Annotated in this window: 14 protein-coding genes, 6 pseudogenes and 1 riboswitch; of the genes and pseudogenes, 9 read left to right on the forward strand and 11 right to left on the reverse strand. The window is 24.4% G+C overall.

Annotated features, from left to right (window positions below):
• Window positions 1-30: 30 nt before the first annotated feature.
• Both AAHM95_RS03970 and AAHM95_RS03975 read left to right on the forward strand, forming a co-directional pair.
• Window positions 31-1,269: an IS256 family transposase gene (locus tag AAHM95_RS03970; RefSeq protein ID WP_281749630.1), complete on the forward strand. Its 1,239-nt coding sequence runs from the start codon at window positions 31-33 to the stop codon at window positions 1,267-1,269.
• A 121-nt stretch (window positions 1,270-1,390) separates the two neighbouring features.
• Window positions 1,391-2,466, forward strand: a protein-coding gene (locus tag AAHM95_RS03975; protein ID WP_342274372.1) for an IS3 family transposase whose coding sequence is annotated in 2 segments (ribosomal slippage) — window positions 1,391-1,592 and window positions 1,592-2,466 — 1,077 coding nt in all. Because the reading frame shifts where the segments join, the coding sequence is not laid out codon by codon here.
• Window positions 2,467-2,509: 43 nt separating this feature from the next.
• Here AAHM95_RS03975 and AAHM95_RS03980 read toward each other — a convergent pair.
• A pseudogene (locus tag AAHM95_RS03980) lies at window positions 2,510-3,373 on the reverse strand (IS256 family transposase); the annotation flags it as partial.
• A 75-nt stretch (window positions 3,374-3,448) separates the two neighbouring features.
• Between AAHM95_RS03980 and AAHM95_RS03985 the strand changes: the two are divergent.
• A pseudogene (locus AAHM95_RS03985) lies at window positions 3,449-4,565 on the forward strand (IS3 family transposase).
• Between the two features lie 22 nt (window positions 4,566-4,587).
• Here the strand turns inward: AAHM95_RS03985 and AAHM95_RS03990 are convergent.
• From AAHM95_RS03990 to AAHM95_RS04000, 3 pseudogenes are all read right to left on the reverse strand, one after another.
• Window positions 4,588-5,505, reverse strand: a pseudogene (locus tag AAHM95_RS03990) (IS256 family transposase); the annotation flags it as partial.
• Window positions 5,506-5,604: 99 nt separating this feature from the next.
• Window positions 5,605-5,760, reverse strand: a pseudogene (locus AAHM95_RS03995) (IS256 family transposase); the annotation flags it as partial.
• A gap of 99 nt (window positions 5,761-5,859) precedes the next feature.
• A pseudogene (locus AAHM95_RS04000) lies at window positions 5,860-6,015 on the reverse strand (IS256 family transposase); the annotation flags it as partial.
• Between the two features lie 96 nt (window positions 6,016-6,111).
• Here AAHM95_RS04000 and AAHM95_RS04005 point away from each other — a divergent pair.
• Window positions 6,112-7,188: pseudogene (locus AAHM95_RS04005) on the forward strand (IS256 family transposase); the annotation flags it as partial.
• 366 nt (window positions 7,189-7,554) lie between these two features.
• On the opposite strand, the gene AAHM95_RS04010 reads toward AAHM95_RS04005, so the two are convergent.
• A complete protein-coding gene (locus AAHM95_RS04010) occupies window positions 7,555-9,324 on the reverse strand; it encodes a ribonuclease J (RefSeq protein WP_342274175.1) in 1,770 nt (589 codons plus the stop codon).
• A 178-nt stretch (window positions 9,325-9,502) separates the two neighbouring features.
• Complete coding sequence (locus tag AAHM95_RS04015; RefSeq protein ID WP_342274176.1) at window positions 9,503-11,617, reverse strand: polyribonucleotide nucleotidyltransferase; 2,115 nt, start codon at window positions 11,615-11,617, stop codon at window positions 9,503-9,505.
• Window positions 11,618-11,723: 106 nt separating this feature from the next.
• On the opposite strand from AAHM95_RS04015, the gene AAHM95_RS04020 reads away from it, so the two are divergent.
• Entirely contained in the window at window positions 11,724-12,059 is a 336-nt protein-coding gene (locus AAHM95_RS04020; RefSeq protein WP_281749170.1) for a rhodanese-like domain-containing protein, read from the forward strand.
• Between the two features lies 1 nt (window position 12,060).
• Here the strand turns inward: AAHM95_RS04020 and AAHM95_RS04025 are convergent, their stop codons facing one another.
• From AAHM95_RS04025 to AAHM95_RS04035, 3 genes are read right to left on the reverse strand one after another with little or no spacing between them, the layout of a single operon-like run.
• The gene (locus AAHM95_RS04025) at window positions 12,061-12,459 is read right to left on the reverse strand and encodes a PTS sugar transporter subunit IIB (RefSeq protein WP_281749171.1); all 399 of its coding nucleotides are present in this window, start codon (window positions 12,457-12,459) and stop codon (window positions 12,061-12,063) included.
• A gap of 38 nt (window positions 12,460-12,497) precedes the next feature.
• A complete protein-coding gene (locus AAHM95_RS04030) occupies window positions 12,498-13,313 on the reverse strand; it encodes an NAD(+)/NADH kinase (protein ID WP_342274177.1) in 816 nt (271 codons plus the stop codon).
• A gap of 23 nt (window positions 13,314-13,336) precedes the next feature.
• Complete coding sequence (locus AAHM95_RS04035) at window positions 13,337-13,732, reverse strand: Spx/MgsR family RNA polymerase-binding regulatory protein (RefSeq protein ID WP_342274178.1); 396 nt, start codon at window positions 13,730-13,732, stop codon at window positions 13,337-13,339.
• A 595-nt stretch (window positions 13,733-14,327) separates the two neighbouring features.
• On the opposite strand from AAHM95_RS04035, the gene AAHM95_RS04040 reads away from it, so the two are divergent.
• Window positions 14,328-14,552 carry a hypothetical protein gene (locus AAHM95_RS04040; protein WP_342274179.1) on the forward strand — a complete coding sequence of 75 codons (225 nt, stop codon included), beginning with the start codon at window positions 14,328-14,330 and terminating at the stop codon, window positions 14,550-14,552.
• Window positions 14,553-14,662: 110 nt separating this feature from the next.
• Window positions 14,663-14,841: riboswitch (cobalamin riboswitch) on the reverse strand.
• 52 nt (window positions 14,842-14,893) lie between these two features.
• Here AAHM95_RS04040 and AAHM95_RS04045 read toward each other — a convergent pair.
• The gene (locus AAHM95_RS04045; protein WP_342274180.1) at window positions 14,894-15,448 is read right to left on the reverse strand and encodes an inorganic diphosphatase; all 555 of its coding nucleotides are present in this window, start codon (window positions 15,446-15,448) and stop codon (window positions 14,894-14,896) included.
• A 99-nt stretch (window positions 15,449-15,547) separates the two neighbouring features.
• Here AAHM95_RS04045 and AAHM95_RS04050 point away from each other — a divergent pair, with 99 nt between their 5' ends.
• Window positions 15,548-16,192 carry a hypothetical protein gene (locus tag AAHM95_RS04050; RefSeq protein WP_342274181.1) on the forward strand — a complete coding sequence of 215 codons (645 nt, stop codon included), beginning with the start codon at window positions 15,548-15,550 and terminating at the stop codon, window positions 16,190-16,192.
• An 86-nt stretch (window positions 16,193-16,278) separates the two neighbouring features.
• Here AAHM95_RS04050 and AAHM95_RS04055 read toward each other — a convergent pair whose 3' ends face one another.
• Complete coding sequence (locus AAHM95_RS04055) at window positions 16,279-16,614, reverse strand: hypothetical protein (protein ID WP_342274182.1); 336 nt, start codon at window positions 16,612-16,614, stop codon at window positions 16,279-16,281.
• Window positions 16,615-17,107: 493 nt separating this feature from the next.
• On the opposite strand from AAHM95_RS04055, the gene AAHM95_RS04060 reads away from it, so the two are divergent.
• The gene (locus AAHM95_RS04060; protein WP_342274183.1) at window positions 17,108-17,695 is read left to right on the forward strand and encodes a hypothetical protein; all 588 of its coding nucleotides are present in this window, start codon (window positions 17,108-17,110) and stop codon (window positions 17,693-17,695) included.
• A gap of 289 nt (window positions 17,696-17,984) precedes the next feature.
• Window positions 17,985-18,356, forward strand: a complete 372-nt coding sequence (locus AAHM95_RS04065; RefSeq protein ID WP_338962256.1) for a hypothetical protein — start codon at window positions 17,985-17,987, stop codon at window positions 18,354-18,356.
• The last annotated feature ends 227 nt before the right edge of the window (window positions 18,357-18,583 follow it).

Genomic DNA, 18,583 nt, shown 5'->3' on the forward strand with positions numbered 1-18,583 from the left:
AATTAAATGACTAGAAAGAGTGAGTTACAGATGGCTAAAAAAGATAACTTTAATAATAATGATCCAATATCAAAAGCAGTAGATTTATTACTAGAAAATACTGAAGATTTAACAACAGTTTTTAAACCTGGCGGTTTATATAAAGAATTAACAAAAAGATTAGTTGAAAAAATGTTGAATTCTGAAATGCAAAATTATTTAGGATATGAAAAAAATCAACATAGTACTACTGAAAATGCTCGTAATGGTACAAGTTCAAAAAAATTAATAACTCAACAAGGTAAAATTGAAATTGATGTACCAAGAGATCGCAATAGTAATTTTACTCCTGTAATAGTTCCTAAAAGGCAAAGAAGATTTGATGGTTTTGATCAACAAGTTCTTTCCTTGTATGCAAAAGGAATGACATTATCTGACATTAGAATGCAGTTGCAAGAGTTATATCATGGTGCTGATATTAGTGAAAGTGTTATTAGTCAAATTACTGATGATGTTATTGATGATGTTAAAGCATGACAAAATCGACCATTAGAAAGTATTTATCCTATTGTTTATTTTGATTGTATAGTAGTTAAAGTACGACAAGATAAACGGATTATTAACAAATCAGTTTATATAGCATTAGGAGTTGATTTAGAAGGCAAAAAAGATGTTTTAGGATTATGAATCAGTGAAAATGAAGGTTCTAAGTTTTGATTATCTAATTTCACAGAAATGAAAAATCGTGGCTTAAATGATATTCTTATTGCTTGTAGTGATAATTTAACAGGCATGTCAGAAGCAATACAATCAGTTTATCCTAAAACAGAACATCAATTATGCATTGTTCATCAAATTAGAAATAGTTTAAAATATGTTTCATACAAACATCGAAAAGGTCTAGTTGCAGATTTAAAACCAATTTATAGTGCATGTAGTGAAGAACAAGCAATGCAAGCTTTAGAATCGTTTGAAAGTAAATGAAATAAACAATATCCTCAAATTACTAAATCTTGATATAAAAATTGAGATAATTTAATGGTTTTTATTAGTTATCCAGTAGAAATCAAAAGAGTGATTTATACTACAAATGCTATTGAATCTGTTAATAGTCAATTACGAAAAATCATCAGAAATAAAAAAGTTTTTCCTAATGATATGGCAGTTTTCAAAATATTTTACTTGGCAATTGAAAATATAACAAAAAAATGAACATTGCCTATTCAAAATTGAAATACAGCAATTGCTCATTTTATGATAAAATTTGAAGACAGAATTAATCTAAATTAGTAACTGGATGGGTTACACTTTATTGGACACTAATTGCATAGACAAGTGAACAAATTAGTTAAAAGAAAGGAATTATAATTATGGTCAATATTAACTCATATTCAGATGAATTTAAAAAAAAATAGTAGCTTTATATCAAAGTGACAAATCAGTATCTTGCCTTGTTAAAGAATACAATGTTACAAGAGCAGCTACTTACAATTGAATTAAGCAATTTACTAATTCAGGTAGTTTTAAAACTAAAGATAATCTTTCAGATTTAGAAAAACAATTAATTCAAGCAAATAAAGAATTAAAACAGTTACGAATGGAAATTGATATTTTAAAGCAAGCAGCACTAATAATAGGCAGAAAGTAGAGATTATTGCAAATAATAAATCTAAATATAAAATTCGCACAATGTGTCATTTTTTAAAACTCTCTAAATCAACATATTATTTTAATTTAAAGAAAAAAAATAAAATTCAAAATAATATTTATGAACAAGCTGTTATTAGTGCTTTTAAAGAAAATAAAGAAGTTTATGGTACTAGAAGATTAAAAGTCATACTAGCAAACCAAGAAATTTATTTATCACGCAGAAAAATTAAAGAAATTATGAATAAGCATAATTTAATATCAAAATACACTAAATTATCATTCAAAAATTATCATAATAAAGTCAATGATAGTCAAATAACCAATCTTGTTAATAGAAACTTTAATAATAGAATTAAAAATGAAGTTATTGTTAGTGATTTAACTTATGTTCAAGTTAATGGTAAATGAAACTATATTTGCCTATTAATCGACCTATTTAACCGCGAAATTATTGGACATAGTGTTGGAGTTAAAAAAGATGCATCATTAGTATATCAAGCATTTATGCAATCAAATCACTGTTTAAAAGATATTGAAATATTTCATACTGATCGCGGTAATGAATTCAATAATAAAACTATTGATAAACTTTTATTAGCTTTCAACATAACTCGATCTTTAAGCAAAAAAGGATGTCCTTATGACAATGCTGTTGCTGAAGCAACTTTTAAAACTTTCAAAATTGAATTTATTAATGATAAAAATTTTACATCATTAATCCAATTAAAATTAGAATTATTTGATTACATCAATTGATATAACAACATAAGAATTCACAGTACTCTAAACTACCTAACTCCAATTAGTTATCAAAAACAAATGTCTACCAAAAAATAGTCCTAAAAAGGGTTGCCATTCCAAACTTTGTAAAACAAAGATACTAATTTAGATTAATTCTGTCTTCAAATTTTATCATAAAATGAGCAATTGCTGTATTTCAATTTTGAATAGGCAATGTTCATTTTTTTGTTATATTTTCAATTGCCAAGTAAAATATTTTGAAAACTGCCATATCATTAGGAAAAACTTTTTTATTTCTGATGATTTTTCGTAATTGACTATTAACAGATTCAATAGCATTTGTAGTATAAATCACTCTTTTGATTTCTACTGGATAACTAATAAAAACCATTAAATTATCTCAATTTTTATATCAAGATTTAGTAATTTGAGGATATTGTTTATTTCATTTACTTTCAAACGATTCTAAAGCTTGCATTGCTTGTTCTTCACTACATGCACTATAAATTGGTTTTAAATCTGCAACTAGACCTTTTCGATGTTTGTATGAAACATATTTTAAACTATTTCTAATTTGATGAACAATGCATAATTGATGTTCTGTTTTAGGATAAACTGATTGTATTGCTTCTGACATGCCTGTTAAATTATCACTACAAGCAATAAGAATATCATTTAAGCCACGATTTTTCATTTCTGTGAAATTAGATAATCAAAACTTAGAACCTTCATTTTCACTAATTCATAATCCTAAAACATCTTTTTTGCCTTCTAAATCAACTCCTAATGCTATATAAACTGATTTGTTAATAATCCGTTTATCTTGTCGTACTTTAACTACTATACAATCAAAATAAACAATAGGATAAATACTTTCTAATGGTCGATTTTGTCATGCTTTAACATCATCAATAACATCATCAGTAATTTGACTAATAACACTTTCACTAATATCAGCACCATGATATAACTCTTGCAACTGCATTCTAATGTCAGATAATGTGGATGGGTTACACTTTATTGGACACTAATTACATAGACAAGTGAACAAATTAGTTAAAAGAAAGGAATTATAATTATGGTCACTATTAACTCATATTCAGATGAATTTAAAAAACAAATAGTAGCTTTATATCAAAGTGGCAAATCAGTATCTTGCCTTGTTAAAGAATACAATGTTACAAGAGCAGCTACTTACAATTGAATTAAGCAATTTACTAATTCAGGTAGTTTTAAAACTAAAGATAATCTTTCAGACTTAGAAAAACAATTAATTCAAGCAAATAAAGAATTAAAACAGTTACGAATGGAAATTGATATTTTAAAGCAAGCAGCACTAATAATAGGCAGAAAGTAGAGATTATTGCAAATAATAAATCTAAATATAAAATTCGCACAATGTGTCATTTTTTAAAACTCTCTAAATCAACATATTATTTTAATTTAAAGAAAAAAATAAAATTCAAAATAATATTTATGAACAAGCTGTTATTAGTGCTTTTAAAGAAAATAAAGAAGTTTATGGTACTAGAAGATTAAAAGTCATACTAGCAAACCAAGAAATTTATTTATCACGCAGAAAAATTAAAGAAATTATGAATAAGCATAATTTAATATCAAAATACACTAAATTATCATTCAAAAATTATCATAATAAAGTCAATGATAGTCAAATAACCAATCTTGTTAATAGAAACTTTAATAATAGAATTAAAAATGAAGTTATTGTTAGTGATTTAACTTATGTTCAAGTTAATGGTAAATGAAACTATATTTGCCTATTAATCGACCTATTTAACCGCGAAATTATTGGACATAGTGTTGGAGTTAAAAAAGATGCATCATTAGTATATCAAGCATTTATGCAATCAAATCACTGTTTAAAAGATATTGAAATATTTCATACTGATCGCGGTAATGAATTCAATAATAAAACTATTGATAAACTTTTATTAGCTTTTAACATAACTCGATCTTTAAGCAAAAAAGGATGTCCTTATGACAATGCTGTTGCTGAAGCAACTTTTAAAACTTTCAAAATTGAATTTATTAATGATAAAAATTTTACATCATTAATCCAATTAAAATTAGAATTATTTGATTACATCAATTGATATAACAACATAAGAATTCACAGTACTCTAAACTACCTAACTCCAATTAGTTATCAAAAACAAATGTCTACCAAAAAATAGTCCTAAAAAGGGTTGCCATTCCAGATTCTAAAGCTTGCATTGCTTGTTCTTCACTACATGCACTATAAATTGGTTTTAAATCTGCAACTAGACCTTTTCGATGTTTGTATGAAACATATTTTAAACTATTTCTAATTTGATGAACAATGCATAATTGATGTTCTGTTTTAGGATAAACTGATTGTATTGCTTCTGACATGCCTGTTAAATTATCACTACAAGCAATAAGAATATCATTTAAGCCACGATTTTTCATTTCTGTGAAATTAGATAATCAAAACTTAGAACCTTCATTTTCACTAATTCATAATCCTAAAACATCTTTTTTGCCTTCTAAATCAACTCCTAATGCTATATAAACTGATTTGTTAATAATCCGTTTATCTTGTCGTACTTTAACTACTATACAATCAAAATAAACAATAGGATAAATACTTTCTAATGGTCGATTTTGTCATGCTTTAACATCATCAATAACATCATCAGTAATTTGACTAATAACACTTTCACTAATATCAGCACCATGATATAACTCTTGCAACTGCATTCTAATGTCAGATAATGTCATTCCTTTTGCATACAAGGAAAGAACTTGTTGATCAAAACCATCAAATCTTCTTTGCCTTTTAGGAACTATTACAGGAGTAAAATTACTATTGCGATCTCTTGGTACATCAATTTCAATTTTACCTTGTTGAGTTATTAATTTTTTTGAACTTGTACCATTACGAGCATTTTCAGTAGTACTATGTTGATTTTTTTCATATCCTAAATAATTTTGCATTTCAGAATTCAACATTTTTTCAACTAATCTTTTTGTTAATTCTTTATATAAACCGCCAGGTTTAAAAACTGTTGTTAAATCTTCAGTATTTTCTAGTAATAAATCTACTGCTTTTGATATTGGATCATTATTATTAAAGTTATCTTTTTTAGCCATCTGTAACTCACTCTTTCTAGTCATTTAATTATATTTACTAGAATTAATTAAACATAGTTATTTTTGTAAGTTACACAGATTACTAAACATTTCCTTGCATTCAGAATTCAACATTTTTTCAACTAATCTTTTTGTTAATTCTTTATATAAACCGCTAGGTTTAAAAACTGTTGTTAAATCTTCAGTATTTTCTAGTAATAAATCTACTGCTTTTGATATTGGATCATTATTATTAAAGTTATCTTTTTTAGCCATCTGTAACTCACTCTTTCTAGTCATTTAATTATATTTACTAGAATTAATTAAACATAGTTATTTTTGTAAGTTACACAGATTACTAAACATTTCCTTGCATTCAGAATTCAACATTTTTTCAACTAATCTTTTTGTTAATTCTTTATATAAACCGCCAGGTTTAAAAACTGTTGTTAAATCTTCAGTATTTTCTAGTAATAAATCTACTGCTTTTGATATTGGATCATTATTATTAAAGTTATCTTTTTTAGCCATCTGTAACTCACTCTTTCTAGTCATTTAATTATATTTACTAGAATTAATTAAACATAGTTATTTTTGTAAGTTACACAGATTACTAAACATTTCCAAAATTATTTAGGATATGAAAAAAATCAACATAGTACTACTGAAAATGCTCGTAATGGTACAAGTTCAAAAAAATTAATAACTCAACAAGGTAAAATTGAAATTGATGTACCAAGAGATCGCAATAGTAATTTTACTCCTGTAATAGTTCCTAAAAGGCAAAGAAGATTTGATGGTTTTGATCAACAAGTTCTTTCCTTGTATGCAAAAGGAATGACATTATCTGACATTAGAATGCAGTTGCAAGAGTTATATCATGGTGCTGATATTAGTGAAAGTGTTATTAGTCAAATTACTGATGATGTTATTGATGATGTTAAAGCATGACAAAATCGACCATTAGAAAGTATTTATCCTATTGTTTATTTTGATTGTATAGTAGTTAAAGTACGACAAGATAAACGGATTATTAACAAATCAGTTTATATAGCATTAGGAGTTGATTTAGAAGGCAAAAAAGATGTTTTAGGATTATGAATTAGTGAAAATGAAGGTTCTAAGTTTTGATTATCTAATTTCACAGAAATGAAAAATCGTGGCTTAAATGATATTCTTATTGCTTGTAGTGATAATTTAACAGGCATGTCAGAAGCAATACAATCAGTTTATCCTAAAACAGAACATCAATTATGCATTGTTCATCAAATTAGAAATAGTTTAAAATATGTTTCATACAAACATCGAAAAGGTCTAGTTGCAGATTTAAAACCAATTTATAGTGCATGTAGTGAAGAACAAGCAATGCAAGCTTTAGAATCGTTTGAAAGTAAATGAAATAAACAATATCCTCAAATTACTAAATCTTGATATAAAAATTGAGATAATTTAATGGTTTTTATTAGTTATCCAGTAGAAATCAAAAGAGTGATTTATACTACAAATGCTATTGAATCTGTTAATAGTCAATTACGAAAAATCATCAGAAATAAAAAAGTTTTTCCTAATGATATGGCAGTTTTCAAAATATTTTACTTGGCAATTGAAAATATAACAAAAAAACGAACATTGCCTATTCAAAATTGAAATACAGCAATTGCTCATTTTATGATAAAATTTGAAGACAGAATTAATCTAAATTAGTAACTTTGTAAAACAAAGATACACAGATTATTAAAAAGCCTCTGAAATTTTTAAATTTTAAATTTTTCTATTAATTTATATAATGTAGTTTACAAAGTTATTGGATTTTTAATTAATAAAATAAAAAATTTCTTCAACCGAAACTAATATACAAGTTGAAGAAATTTTTTTATTACTTTCAAATTTTCCAGGAATAATTTTCATGTTTTTTTACTAAATGCACTATAAATTATTTTAAATTGATTTTCAATAGTCTTTAGTATTTTTCTAAACTGGTTCTAATTTAGTAAACATTATATAAATTTTAAAATTAGTTTAAATATGAAAAAATTATATAATTTAAGGTTAATGATAATATCATTAACCTTAAATTTCATTAACAACTGTTAAAATCATAGGTAACTTACCAGTTTCTTTTTTAATATAATCTTGTAAATCATTTTTCATTTTAGTCTTAACTTCACTAAGACTAAAAGCAGTATTAGTTTTATATTTTTCAATAACATTAATAATAATGTTTTGCAATTTTTTCAACATTTCTTCATTATTAGTTAAATAAACAACACCACGCATTTGTGCATCAATTAAAGAAACAATTTCCTTAGTTTTACGATTTATTGTCATTCCTGTAATTAAAATACCATCACGTTGTAATTGTTTTCTTTCACTAATAACAATTGAACCAATATCACCAACACCAATACCATCTACATATACATCACCAGTTTTTATTAAGTTATCTGTTGTTTTATTAGTAGCATTTTTATCATTAAAACGAGAAGGACGTGCAACATACTGTTTAACAAAATTATCAATTAATTTACCATTTTCAAAAGTAATAACTTCACCATTATCATGAATTAAAGCATTGTTATGTAACACACCAGCATCAATGGCTGCTGCTTGTGCTGCTACAAAATCTTTATATAAACCTTTAACTGGTAAAAAATATTTTGGTTCAATAATATTAACCATTAACTTAATATCTTCATAAGAAGCATTTAAACTTCAAGCTTGTTTTTCTGATATATTAATAACTTTAACATCAGTACGTGCTAAGTCATCTAATAAGGCTGCATGAGCCAATTCATTTCCTGGAATTGGTGGAGTTGCTAAAATTATTGTATCTTGCGATTCAAGTTTTAAATAATCATCATTACCAATAGCAATTTTATTCATTCTAGTAAATAAACGTTCACCACTACCAGTAACAATAATTACTGTATCTTTAGTACCAATTGTTTGTGCTAAATTAATAATTTGTGATTTATCAATATTGAAAGCGTTTAAATCATTAACTTTTAATAAAATATCATATAAAGTTGCACCATAAACTGCAATTTTACGTTTAGAGTCAGTTTCTTTAATAGCATTAAGAATTTCACTAACACGATATAAATCTTGATCATAACATGCAAGAATAACCCTTCCTGGTGCTTCTTTTAATACTGGTTCAATAATAGTTTGAATTTTATGCTTAGGAGCTGTAAAAGCTTTTCTATTGGCACATGTTGCTTCACTAATTAATAATAAAACATCATTTTTAGAAACACTAGCTAAATGTTGAATATCAGTAGTAAAATCACTACGATATTCACCATCAAAAATATAATCACCCGTATAAACAATTGTTTCATTTAATTTAATATTTTCACCATTATTTACAGTTAAAACAAAACCTAAACTACCTGGAATTGAAGTAGTTGTTTTAAATGTTTTAACAACAACATTACCAAACGATACTTTTTGTTCAGGCTCAATAGTTTTAATTATAATTTCATTTTGATTAATAAAACGAAAACGTTCTAATTTCTGCTTAATCATAAAATCAGTTAATTTACTAGTAAAGATTGGAACTTTATACTCGGGTTTTATTTTATTAAAATCTTTTAAAATATAAGGTAGTGCTCCAAAAGCATCATCAGATGGTTTTGAAATAAATATACCTTGAATACGATGTTTATTTTCTTTTAAATATGTATAATCTGGAATAATAATATCAATTCCTAAAATTTCTCTTTCTGGGAGTCTAATGCCGGCATCAAATACAAATATCTTATCATTTACTTCAACAACATATAAGTTTTTACCACGTTCATCTAATCCACCCAGAGCAAATACTTTTATCTTTGCCATGTTTTCACCAGTTTTCAACTTTCTTTATTTTTATTTTATAAAATTTAATATCTTAGAAGAACATAAAAATTAAAATTTTAACTTAAATTCCCAAGATGCTGCTATATTATGTTATTAGTATTTTAACACTAATTTAATAATAAAACTGTAATTAATTTTCATTAAAAATAGTTTCAAATTATTTATCAATAATTTCTAAGCTAAGCTTACTATTATCTTCAACTTTAATTACTCGAACTTTAATTATATCATTGATTTTAACGACATTATTTAAATTATCAATACGTTTATTAAATTTTTTTGAAAATTCTGAAATATGAATTAAACCATCAATCTTATCTTGTAAATTAACAAAAACACCAAAATTAACAATTTTTACAACTTTACTATCAAATTCAGAACCGATTTTAATTTGAACAAGATTAACAATACTTTCAATAATTTGTCAAGCTTTATCAATGGCTGATTGTTCATTATGATAAATCATCAATCGTCCATCATCTTCAATATCAATTTTAACATTATCACAGTCGGTAATAATTTTATTAATAACTTTCCCACCAACACCAATAATATCACGAATTTTATCAATTGGAATTAACTTTTGAATAATTTTTGGAGCATTAGGTGCCAATGTAGTTCTAGGCTTTTTAATTACTTCATTCATGTTTGCTAATACTTGTAATCTCGCAACTCTGGCTTTTTCCAAAGCTTGTGTAATAATATTAAAATCAATACCAGTAATTTTAATATCCATTTGTAAAACACAAATACCATTGGCTGTTCCTGCCACTTTAAAATCCATATCACCTAAGTGATCTTCTAATCCTTGAATATCAGTTAAAATTGTAAAATCTTTTTCTTCTTTAATTAAACCCATGGCAATACCAGCAATTGCAGCTCTAATTGGTACACCACCAGCCATTAATGCCATTGATGAAGCACAAATTGCTGCTTGTGAAGTTGAACCATTTGATGCTAATACTTCTGATACTAATCTAATTGTATAAGGGAAATCTTTTTCAAGAGGAATAATTTGTAATAATGCTTTTTCACCAAGGGCGCCATGACCAATCTCACGTCGTGAAGGAACACCCATTCTTCCGGTTTCACCAACAGAAAATGGAGGAAAATTATAATGATGAATAAAACGTTTATACTCTTCTTTACCTAATCCATCAATAATTTGATGTTCAGCAAGTGCACCCAACGTTAAAACTGATAAAACTTGTGTTTCACCACGAGTAAACATTGCACTACCATGAACAATAGGTAAAACATCAATCATACTTGTTAATTTTCTAATATCATCAGCTTTTCGTCCATCAACTCGTACATTATTTTTTAAAATCATAGTACGCATTGCTTTTTGTAATAATTGATCAATACTTTTGCGTAAATTATGAATAGTTGTTTCTTCACCAATATTTAAAACTTCTTGATTAAATTCATTTTTAAAACTTTGAAATGTTTCTTCAACTAAATTTTTAATCAAGTTGCTTCGACTTTTTTTATCAACAGTAGTACTAATTTTACTAATTTGTGATTGACAATTTGTTTCTACAAATTGTTCAATATTAACAGGAATTAATGCTAACTGTGGTTCAAATTTATTTGGTTTTAATTTTTCAATGATACTTTCTTGAAAAATTATTAATTTAATAATATGTTCATGTGCAAATTTTAATGCTTTAATCATATCTTTTTCTAAAATATCATGACATCCTGCTTCAACCATATTGATGGCATCTTTTGTTCCACCAACAATTAATTCCATTTTTGAATTTAATAATTGCTCTTGTGTTGGATTAAGGACAAGTTCATCATTTATTTTACCAACAACAACAGTAGCACTAGGACCCTGAAATGGCAAACTACTTAATCCTAAAGCAAGTGAAGTCCCAAAAGCTGCATTTACTCTAACATCACAAGCATCATCTAACGCAAAAACATTATTTACAACTTGCACTTCATTAACAAAACCTTTTGGAAATAATGGACGAATTGAACGATCAATTAATCTAGCACATAGTGTTGCATATTCACTAGGTCGACCTTCACGCTTTAAAAAACCACCCGGAATCTTACCAACTGAATATAACTTTTCTTGAAAAACTATTTGTAATGGAAAAAAATCTTGATTATTAATAACTTCATTATAAGATACAGTTGTTAATACAACTGTATTTCCATAAGTAATTTTTACTGATTTTTCTGCTAAATTAGCCATTGTACCTAATTCAACAATTAATTCATATTTTCCTTCTTTAAAAAGGAATTTTTCTTTTAACATTATTTTACTCCTTAACTTCCATTTTTTGTCGCAACTATGAGCATTATAGCATAATAAAATGTTAAAATAAGTTATAGAACAATTTTATTTTAGGAGGTCATAACTTATGTTTAAACATAAAATACAAAATGAAATTTCAATTTCAAATAAAGACTTTGATAAAATTAAAAATAAAGCTTTAATTATTGATGTTCGTGATGTTGCTGAATATCAAATTTTAAAAAAAATAACAAATGATAATGGTGAACTTAATATTGTTAATATTCCTTACTATGATTTGATTAAAAATCCTAGTAAATATATTGAAAGCAAAAATCAAGTGATTATAACTATTTGTAATGCAGGAAATCGTTCAACTGCTGCTGCACTAACACTCAGAGAATTGGGCTATACTAACACTTATGTTTTAATTAATGGTATTTATGGATATTACAAAAAATAACTTATTTCTCATTATTTAATTTAATAAGATCATTAATAGCAATACTTAAATTATTACAATAAGTTCCTAGGACTAAACTAACACTATCGTCTTGGTCTAAAATACCACGATTTTTAATTTTTTTAAGATTATTAAAATTAATTTTTGAATGATCAATAATCTCTACCTTAATTTTATTTGCTGTTGCTGTTGTCCCTTTAATATTATCAATTCCTCCTAAATCAACAATAAAATTTTGTAATTTAAATGGGAATTTTTGTGGTTTATTAATGGGTTTTAAACTACTTTCTTGTTGATTGCGTAATTTTTTAGCTGTACTAACATTTCATATTCAAATCCCAATACTAGCCACAGCAAATAACAATGCAATAACTAATAATACTATTTGTCAAATTGGCATGATTACCTTCCTTAATTAATATATTTTTAAATATTTTCTTAATCTTCTTGAATAAAAGCTTTTTTTACTTTAGCAAGTAAAGAATGATGATTAAGTCGATATTCTAAAACTTGTAACGTTAATTTTGATAATTTAATTGTTACCTTATCATTTAGTTTATCATTAAAATCAAAAGTATCAACAATTAATTTTCCAAAATCGCTCAATTTACTATCTTTTTGAATATTTTTCAAAGTAATTTCATGATTTTCATCCAAAATTAGTGGTGAATTTAAACTGCGATAACTATTATTAGCTACTGGAGCAATTTCATGAAATTGCATTAAGTTATGATTTGAAATTAAAACAGCACCACCAAGTGATTTCATTAAACCCGTCGAACCAGTTCTTGTTGCAATAACTAAACCAGAACCACGAAAGTTTTCAAATAATTGATTATTAATTAACACTTGACATGAAAGAGTTGTTGTTAAATTAACAAATTTAAATTCATTAATAGCATATAAAATTTTATTATTAATATTTACTTCTAATAATGAAAATTTATTTACTATTAAATTATTATCATTTTTATCAATTCACATTAATACTTTGTCAACTTCTGTGTTTAAAAAGTTTTCATAAAAACCAAGATTACCACATTTAAAACTAACAAACTTAACAGTATTGAGTATATTATTATAATCATGAACAGCTTTTAAAAATGTTCCATCACCACCAATAATAAAAACAATATCTGGAAAAGAAGTATCTTCAAGTGCTTTAAGGGCCAATAACTTGGCCCTTAATTCCTTAGCTAATGATTGAGAATTCTCATATTTATTAGCAATAATTGTAAATTTATAATTTTTCATCATGTATTCCAATCATATTTCAATTAAAATATTTCACAAGAATCTTCAAATTCGTTTTCAATAGAACTACGTAAAAATAATTCAATCTCATCTTCATTATAACCAATTTGAATACGTTGTTTATTTTCTTGAACAATAATTGGACGTTTTAAAACAGTTGGTGAAGTTTTAATTAAATCAAAAACTTGTAACATTGTTAACTTTTCAATATTAATAGCATGTGTTTTAATAAACTTTGCTCTTGTTGAAATAATATCACCAACACCATTTGGTACAAATCTTAATAATAATTTAATTTCAATATCGGTCAATGGATTATGGATAATATTACGTTTAATATATGGAATTTTATGCTTATCAAAAAATTGAATAACTTTTTTTGAAGACAAACAACTTGGCGAAACATATATTTTAATCATGACAATACCCCTCTTTGCTTTTAGACTACATTTGATTTAAATACTCTTTTTTTAAAATTAATATTTTTTTATCTTTTAAAGATAAAAGTTAATAAACTCTACATTACTATAATAATATATATTTCCACACTATCTTTGACCAAACTTAGAAAATAAGTACATGAAAGACCTTTTCCGCTATATCCTTCACCCACATATTATATCATATTATTTTTTGAAAAATAGATACTTTTATTCCTTAAATTTTATAAAAAAATTTAACATATATTTTACTGTCAAATTTTATTTATAATTTGAATTATAATATAATGAAATTATAAAATTAAATTTTCTTTATTTTAAAGTAAATAATTAAAAATAAATAATTTTTATGCGTAAAAAACAAGGAGTTAACTAAACATGCCTATTCAAAATAATAACAGTAAATATTTTAAAGAATTTATAATTGGAACTATAATTAGTTCCACCGGAATATTATTAACTGGTCTTAGTTTATCAACTATTTTATTTTTTTTATGATAATACAAGAAATGGAAAATCAATAAAAGATAAATTAAATACTATTTTAAATCCAAATAATTTAGTAGTATGCATAATGGGTTCTGTATCTTTAATTCATAGTTTAAACATAACACAATTTGGTAATAAAAAAATAACAAATGCCACTAAGGGATTAATGGAAAATATGCTAGTATCATTTTCAAAATCTAAAAAAACAACTCCTTTATTAGCAAATAATGATGTAACGAACATCAATAACTTTGAATTACAAAACCCAGTCAATAATATAAATAATAAAGTAACAATTAATACTTTATAAACATTTCCTTTTTAAATTTAAAACCACCTCATAAAGGTGGTTTAGTTATACTAATCGGAGATAAAACATCAATTAAAATTATATAACTGTTATCTGCACCCAGAGATTAGTTTAGTAGTATTAAATAGATAGGTCTACTGGCTTAACTTCATTTTACTTGTTACCCTTCTCAAAATCTTTGATTTCAATGGATTATGTAACTTTTATCAGTATCACAGTTGCTGGGGCAGCTTAAGATTACTTAATTCCCTTTTATGAACAGTTGTTCATCTATTTAATTTTATTTAGTTGTATTTAATGATAAATGATTTAATATATTTTTAATATATTAAATTTTTTCTTTATTTTTTGTTTAATAATGACACTAATTGTGCTTTTGGTAAATTATTCATTTCATTTTGATATTGTTTAAACATATTTTTACATATTGTAAGTTCAGTTAATGCTTCTTTTAAGTTACCTCAACCTTCAATTATGACTTTCTTTTTTTGTAATTCTTTATATTGTAGAAAGAAATTAACAATTTCATCACGTAAATGTTGTGGTACATCTTTTAGATCTTGATACTCATTAAAGCGTGGATCAGAATTAACAACACCAAATAATTTAGTATCAACTTCACCACCGTCAATCATTTTAATCATTCCTAAAATTCTAACTTCTACTAAGCAACCAGGGAAAGTTGGATAAGTAATTAAACTAATAATATCTAAAGGATCACCATCGTAATCTAAAGTTTCAGGAATATATCCATATTCACCGGGATAAAAATTAGCACCATAAAGAACACGATCTAATATCATAGTTTTAGATTTTCAATCATATTCATATTTATTACTTGATCCTTTGGGAATTTCAACTACCATTTGCACAATGTTATTTTCGCTTTTATTCATTAATACTTCATCTCCTTTTAAAAATTAATTTTATTATATAATAAATAAACGTTTTTTTATATATAATTAAAATAATAAATGTATTTTAAGGAGTAAAAGATGAGTTTAAAATATGAGAAAAAGTGACAACAATTTAAAAGTAATATGAATAATTCTTTAAAACTAACTACTCATAGAATAGCATTAGTTAGTAGTTTATTAGCAGTTACGACATTAATGACCTTATTAGAAACACCACCTATTTTTTTACCTTTTTTAAAAATTGATTTTGGTAATACTATTAATTTAATTGTATTGTTAATTATTAAACTTCCTTATAGTTTGTTAATTGCCATTATTGTTCCTTGACTAAGTTTAATCTTACCTCATTTTCCTTCTGGTAATGCTGAACCAATTGGTGAATTTGCTTATATGTTAAATACTATTACTTTATTGTTATTATATAGTAGTTTTAAATTATTATTTAAGCAATTACCATTTTGAAAAACGCAATCTAATAATTCTTGAAAACGATTAATGATTATTGAAATACCAACAATTGTTATTACTTGTATTTTAGTATCATTAATTAGTGCTTTTTATAATTGAGCTTTTATTTTAGACATGTATGGTGCTGCTGATCTTAAAGATAAGATTTGAATTGTATTTGTACCATTTAATTTAATTAAATTTACTTCAGTTTTGTTTTTATATTTATTATTAGTTAGGCCAGTACAAATTTTAGTACAACATTTTAATATTTAAATAATATATTTTAATTGATCTTTTTTTATTTCTATTACTAAAGATTCTTCATTATTTTGTTTTATTTCTGATTCTTCTCAAGGTCTTTAAATATTTACTTCTTCTTTATAATCTTCATCAATTACTAATCGTTCTGAATCACTATCTTCTTCTGAATTATCAAAATAGTTGTTTTCTATTTGTTTGTTAATATTTACTGATAATAAATTTATTGCTTGTTGTTGATTTAAAAATTCTTCTTTATAATTTTGATTCTCATTATTATCACAATTTATTTCCACAATATTGATAGCTTCTTCTAATATATCTTTTGGAGTTGAGTTGACTGAATGTTTTGTTTTAAGTTCATTCTTTCTTGCTTTTTGTTTTCAAATTCAAATTGTTGTTTTTGAAATGCCAGTTTCTTTTTTTGATTTCATCATAACTTTTACCATCTTGTAAATATTGTAATACTTTTTCTTTTATTTCGAGTGTATATTTTTTTGCCATCTTTTAATCTTCCTTTTCTTTTTCAATATTTAATTTAATAAAAATCCTAATACAGAAAAATAGCTATATAAGGATTTAACACTGTTTAAATTAATGATTAATATTATAATTTATTTTTTAGTTTTTGTTATTTTTATTGTAATAAAAATTATTTATCAAATTATTATTATGATATTTTCATTGTTAATTAATTTTCTAAATTAGAGTAGTATTAATAGTTTTTATAAAAATTTAATAAATTTCTTGTTTTTTAATTAAAATTAATTTATAATTTTTATAAATAAGTATTTATTTAATTAAATACCTATTTTAAAAAGGAGAAGTTATAATGAGAGTTAAAAGTGTTGACCAAGAAAAAAAAAAGTAGATATAAAAACAAAGAAAAAAATAAAGATTAATTCAAAACAACAAATTTTTAATATTACTTTGACAGGAATTTTATTGGGATTAGCTGTTGCTTCTTCATTAATTGAAATACCTATTCAGTTTATGGGAGTAATTTTACCATTAAGAATTTTTGATTCATTAATTATTGCTTTTGCTTTACCAATTATTGGTTTATATTATACATTAGCAATTGGTATTATCGAACCTTGATTACATTTATTAGCAGATAGTGATCATCCACCAATTCAAATTTTCTTTGATAATATTGCTAATATTTTATTTATTGTTTCTTTTTATTTTATTTACTACTATCTTTTTAAATTGTGCAATAAAAGTAAAAATTTAAAAGTAGATACTATCAAAAAAATAAGTGCTGGTCTAGTAATAGTACCCTTAAATGCGATTATTGCTACTTTATCTTTTGCTTTAACTTTAGTAGTACTTTATTTTAGTCCTAACCTACCAAGACCTGATGAATATGATAATAATATTCTTAATTTTAATAATCATTCAGTAATTATATTATTTATTTTACTTGGTATTGAAATTTTAAGATTTATTTTTATCTTTATCTTATTTAGTTTAGTTGAAAGAAAGATAGGTTCTGCTAAACGTTATTATTTTTAATAAAAAGTATTTTATTTTATAAAATAAAATGTTAAATTAATACTTATTAATTAAAAATAAAATTAGGGAGCAATATATGAAGTTAATAGTTATTTTAATTATTATCATGAGTATTATTTTTTTAATTGGTTTTATAATAATATTTTTTCTGAAATTAAGAAAAAAGAAAATAAAATCATCAAGGAAAATAAAATATTGTTTATGTGTTCCAAATTCTTATCATAGCATTATCAAGAATAGAAAGTTTAAAAGTAATAATGATTTAGTAAATAATAAAAAAGTTTTGGAAATGTTAACATATTTACAGGAAAGAGATATCGCTAATTATAATAATATTATTCCTACCTTTTATAGCATTTTAGAAAAACCTATCCAATATAATTTGGAAGCTAATAAAAATGTTAATTATTTATTAACTAATATTGTTGATATTTTATGTCATCATCATCACTGTATAGTAAATCCCTTACATTTGATTAAACATTTGTTTAATAAATGTAATAATAAATTACATCAACACAAAAAACATTCTCATTTTACTCAAGAGAATAATCATTCAGTTAAACCAACACATGTTTTTAATAAAACACAAACTAATGCTTCTACACCAAAAACTAATGTTTCTATACCAAAAAAACATAATAAACATACTTTCTCATAAATTTATAAATATTCCTTTACTAGTTATTAGTCCTAACTTAACAAAAACGGAATATCTAATTAAATTCATAATTAAAATGTATTAAGTATCTACTAATTTAACTTATTAGTAGATATTTTTTTTAAAAATAAAATTTACTGTACATTATTTTGTAATAGTTTATAATAATAAGAAAATCATTATAAATGGAGTTTAAAATATGAGACGAAAATTAAATTTATTTTTTA

This window comes from Spiroplasma endosymbiont of Phycita roborella (assembly GCF_964031195.1).
GTDB lineage: Bacteria > Bacillota_I > Bacilli_A > Mycoplasmatales > VBWQ01 > Spiroplasma_E > Spiroplasma_E ixodetis_A.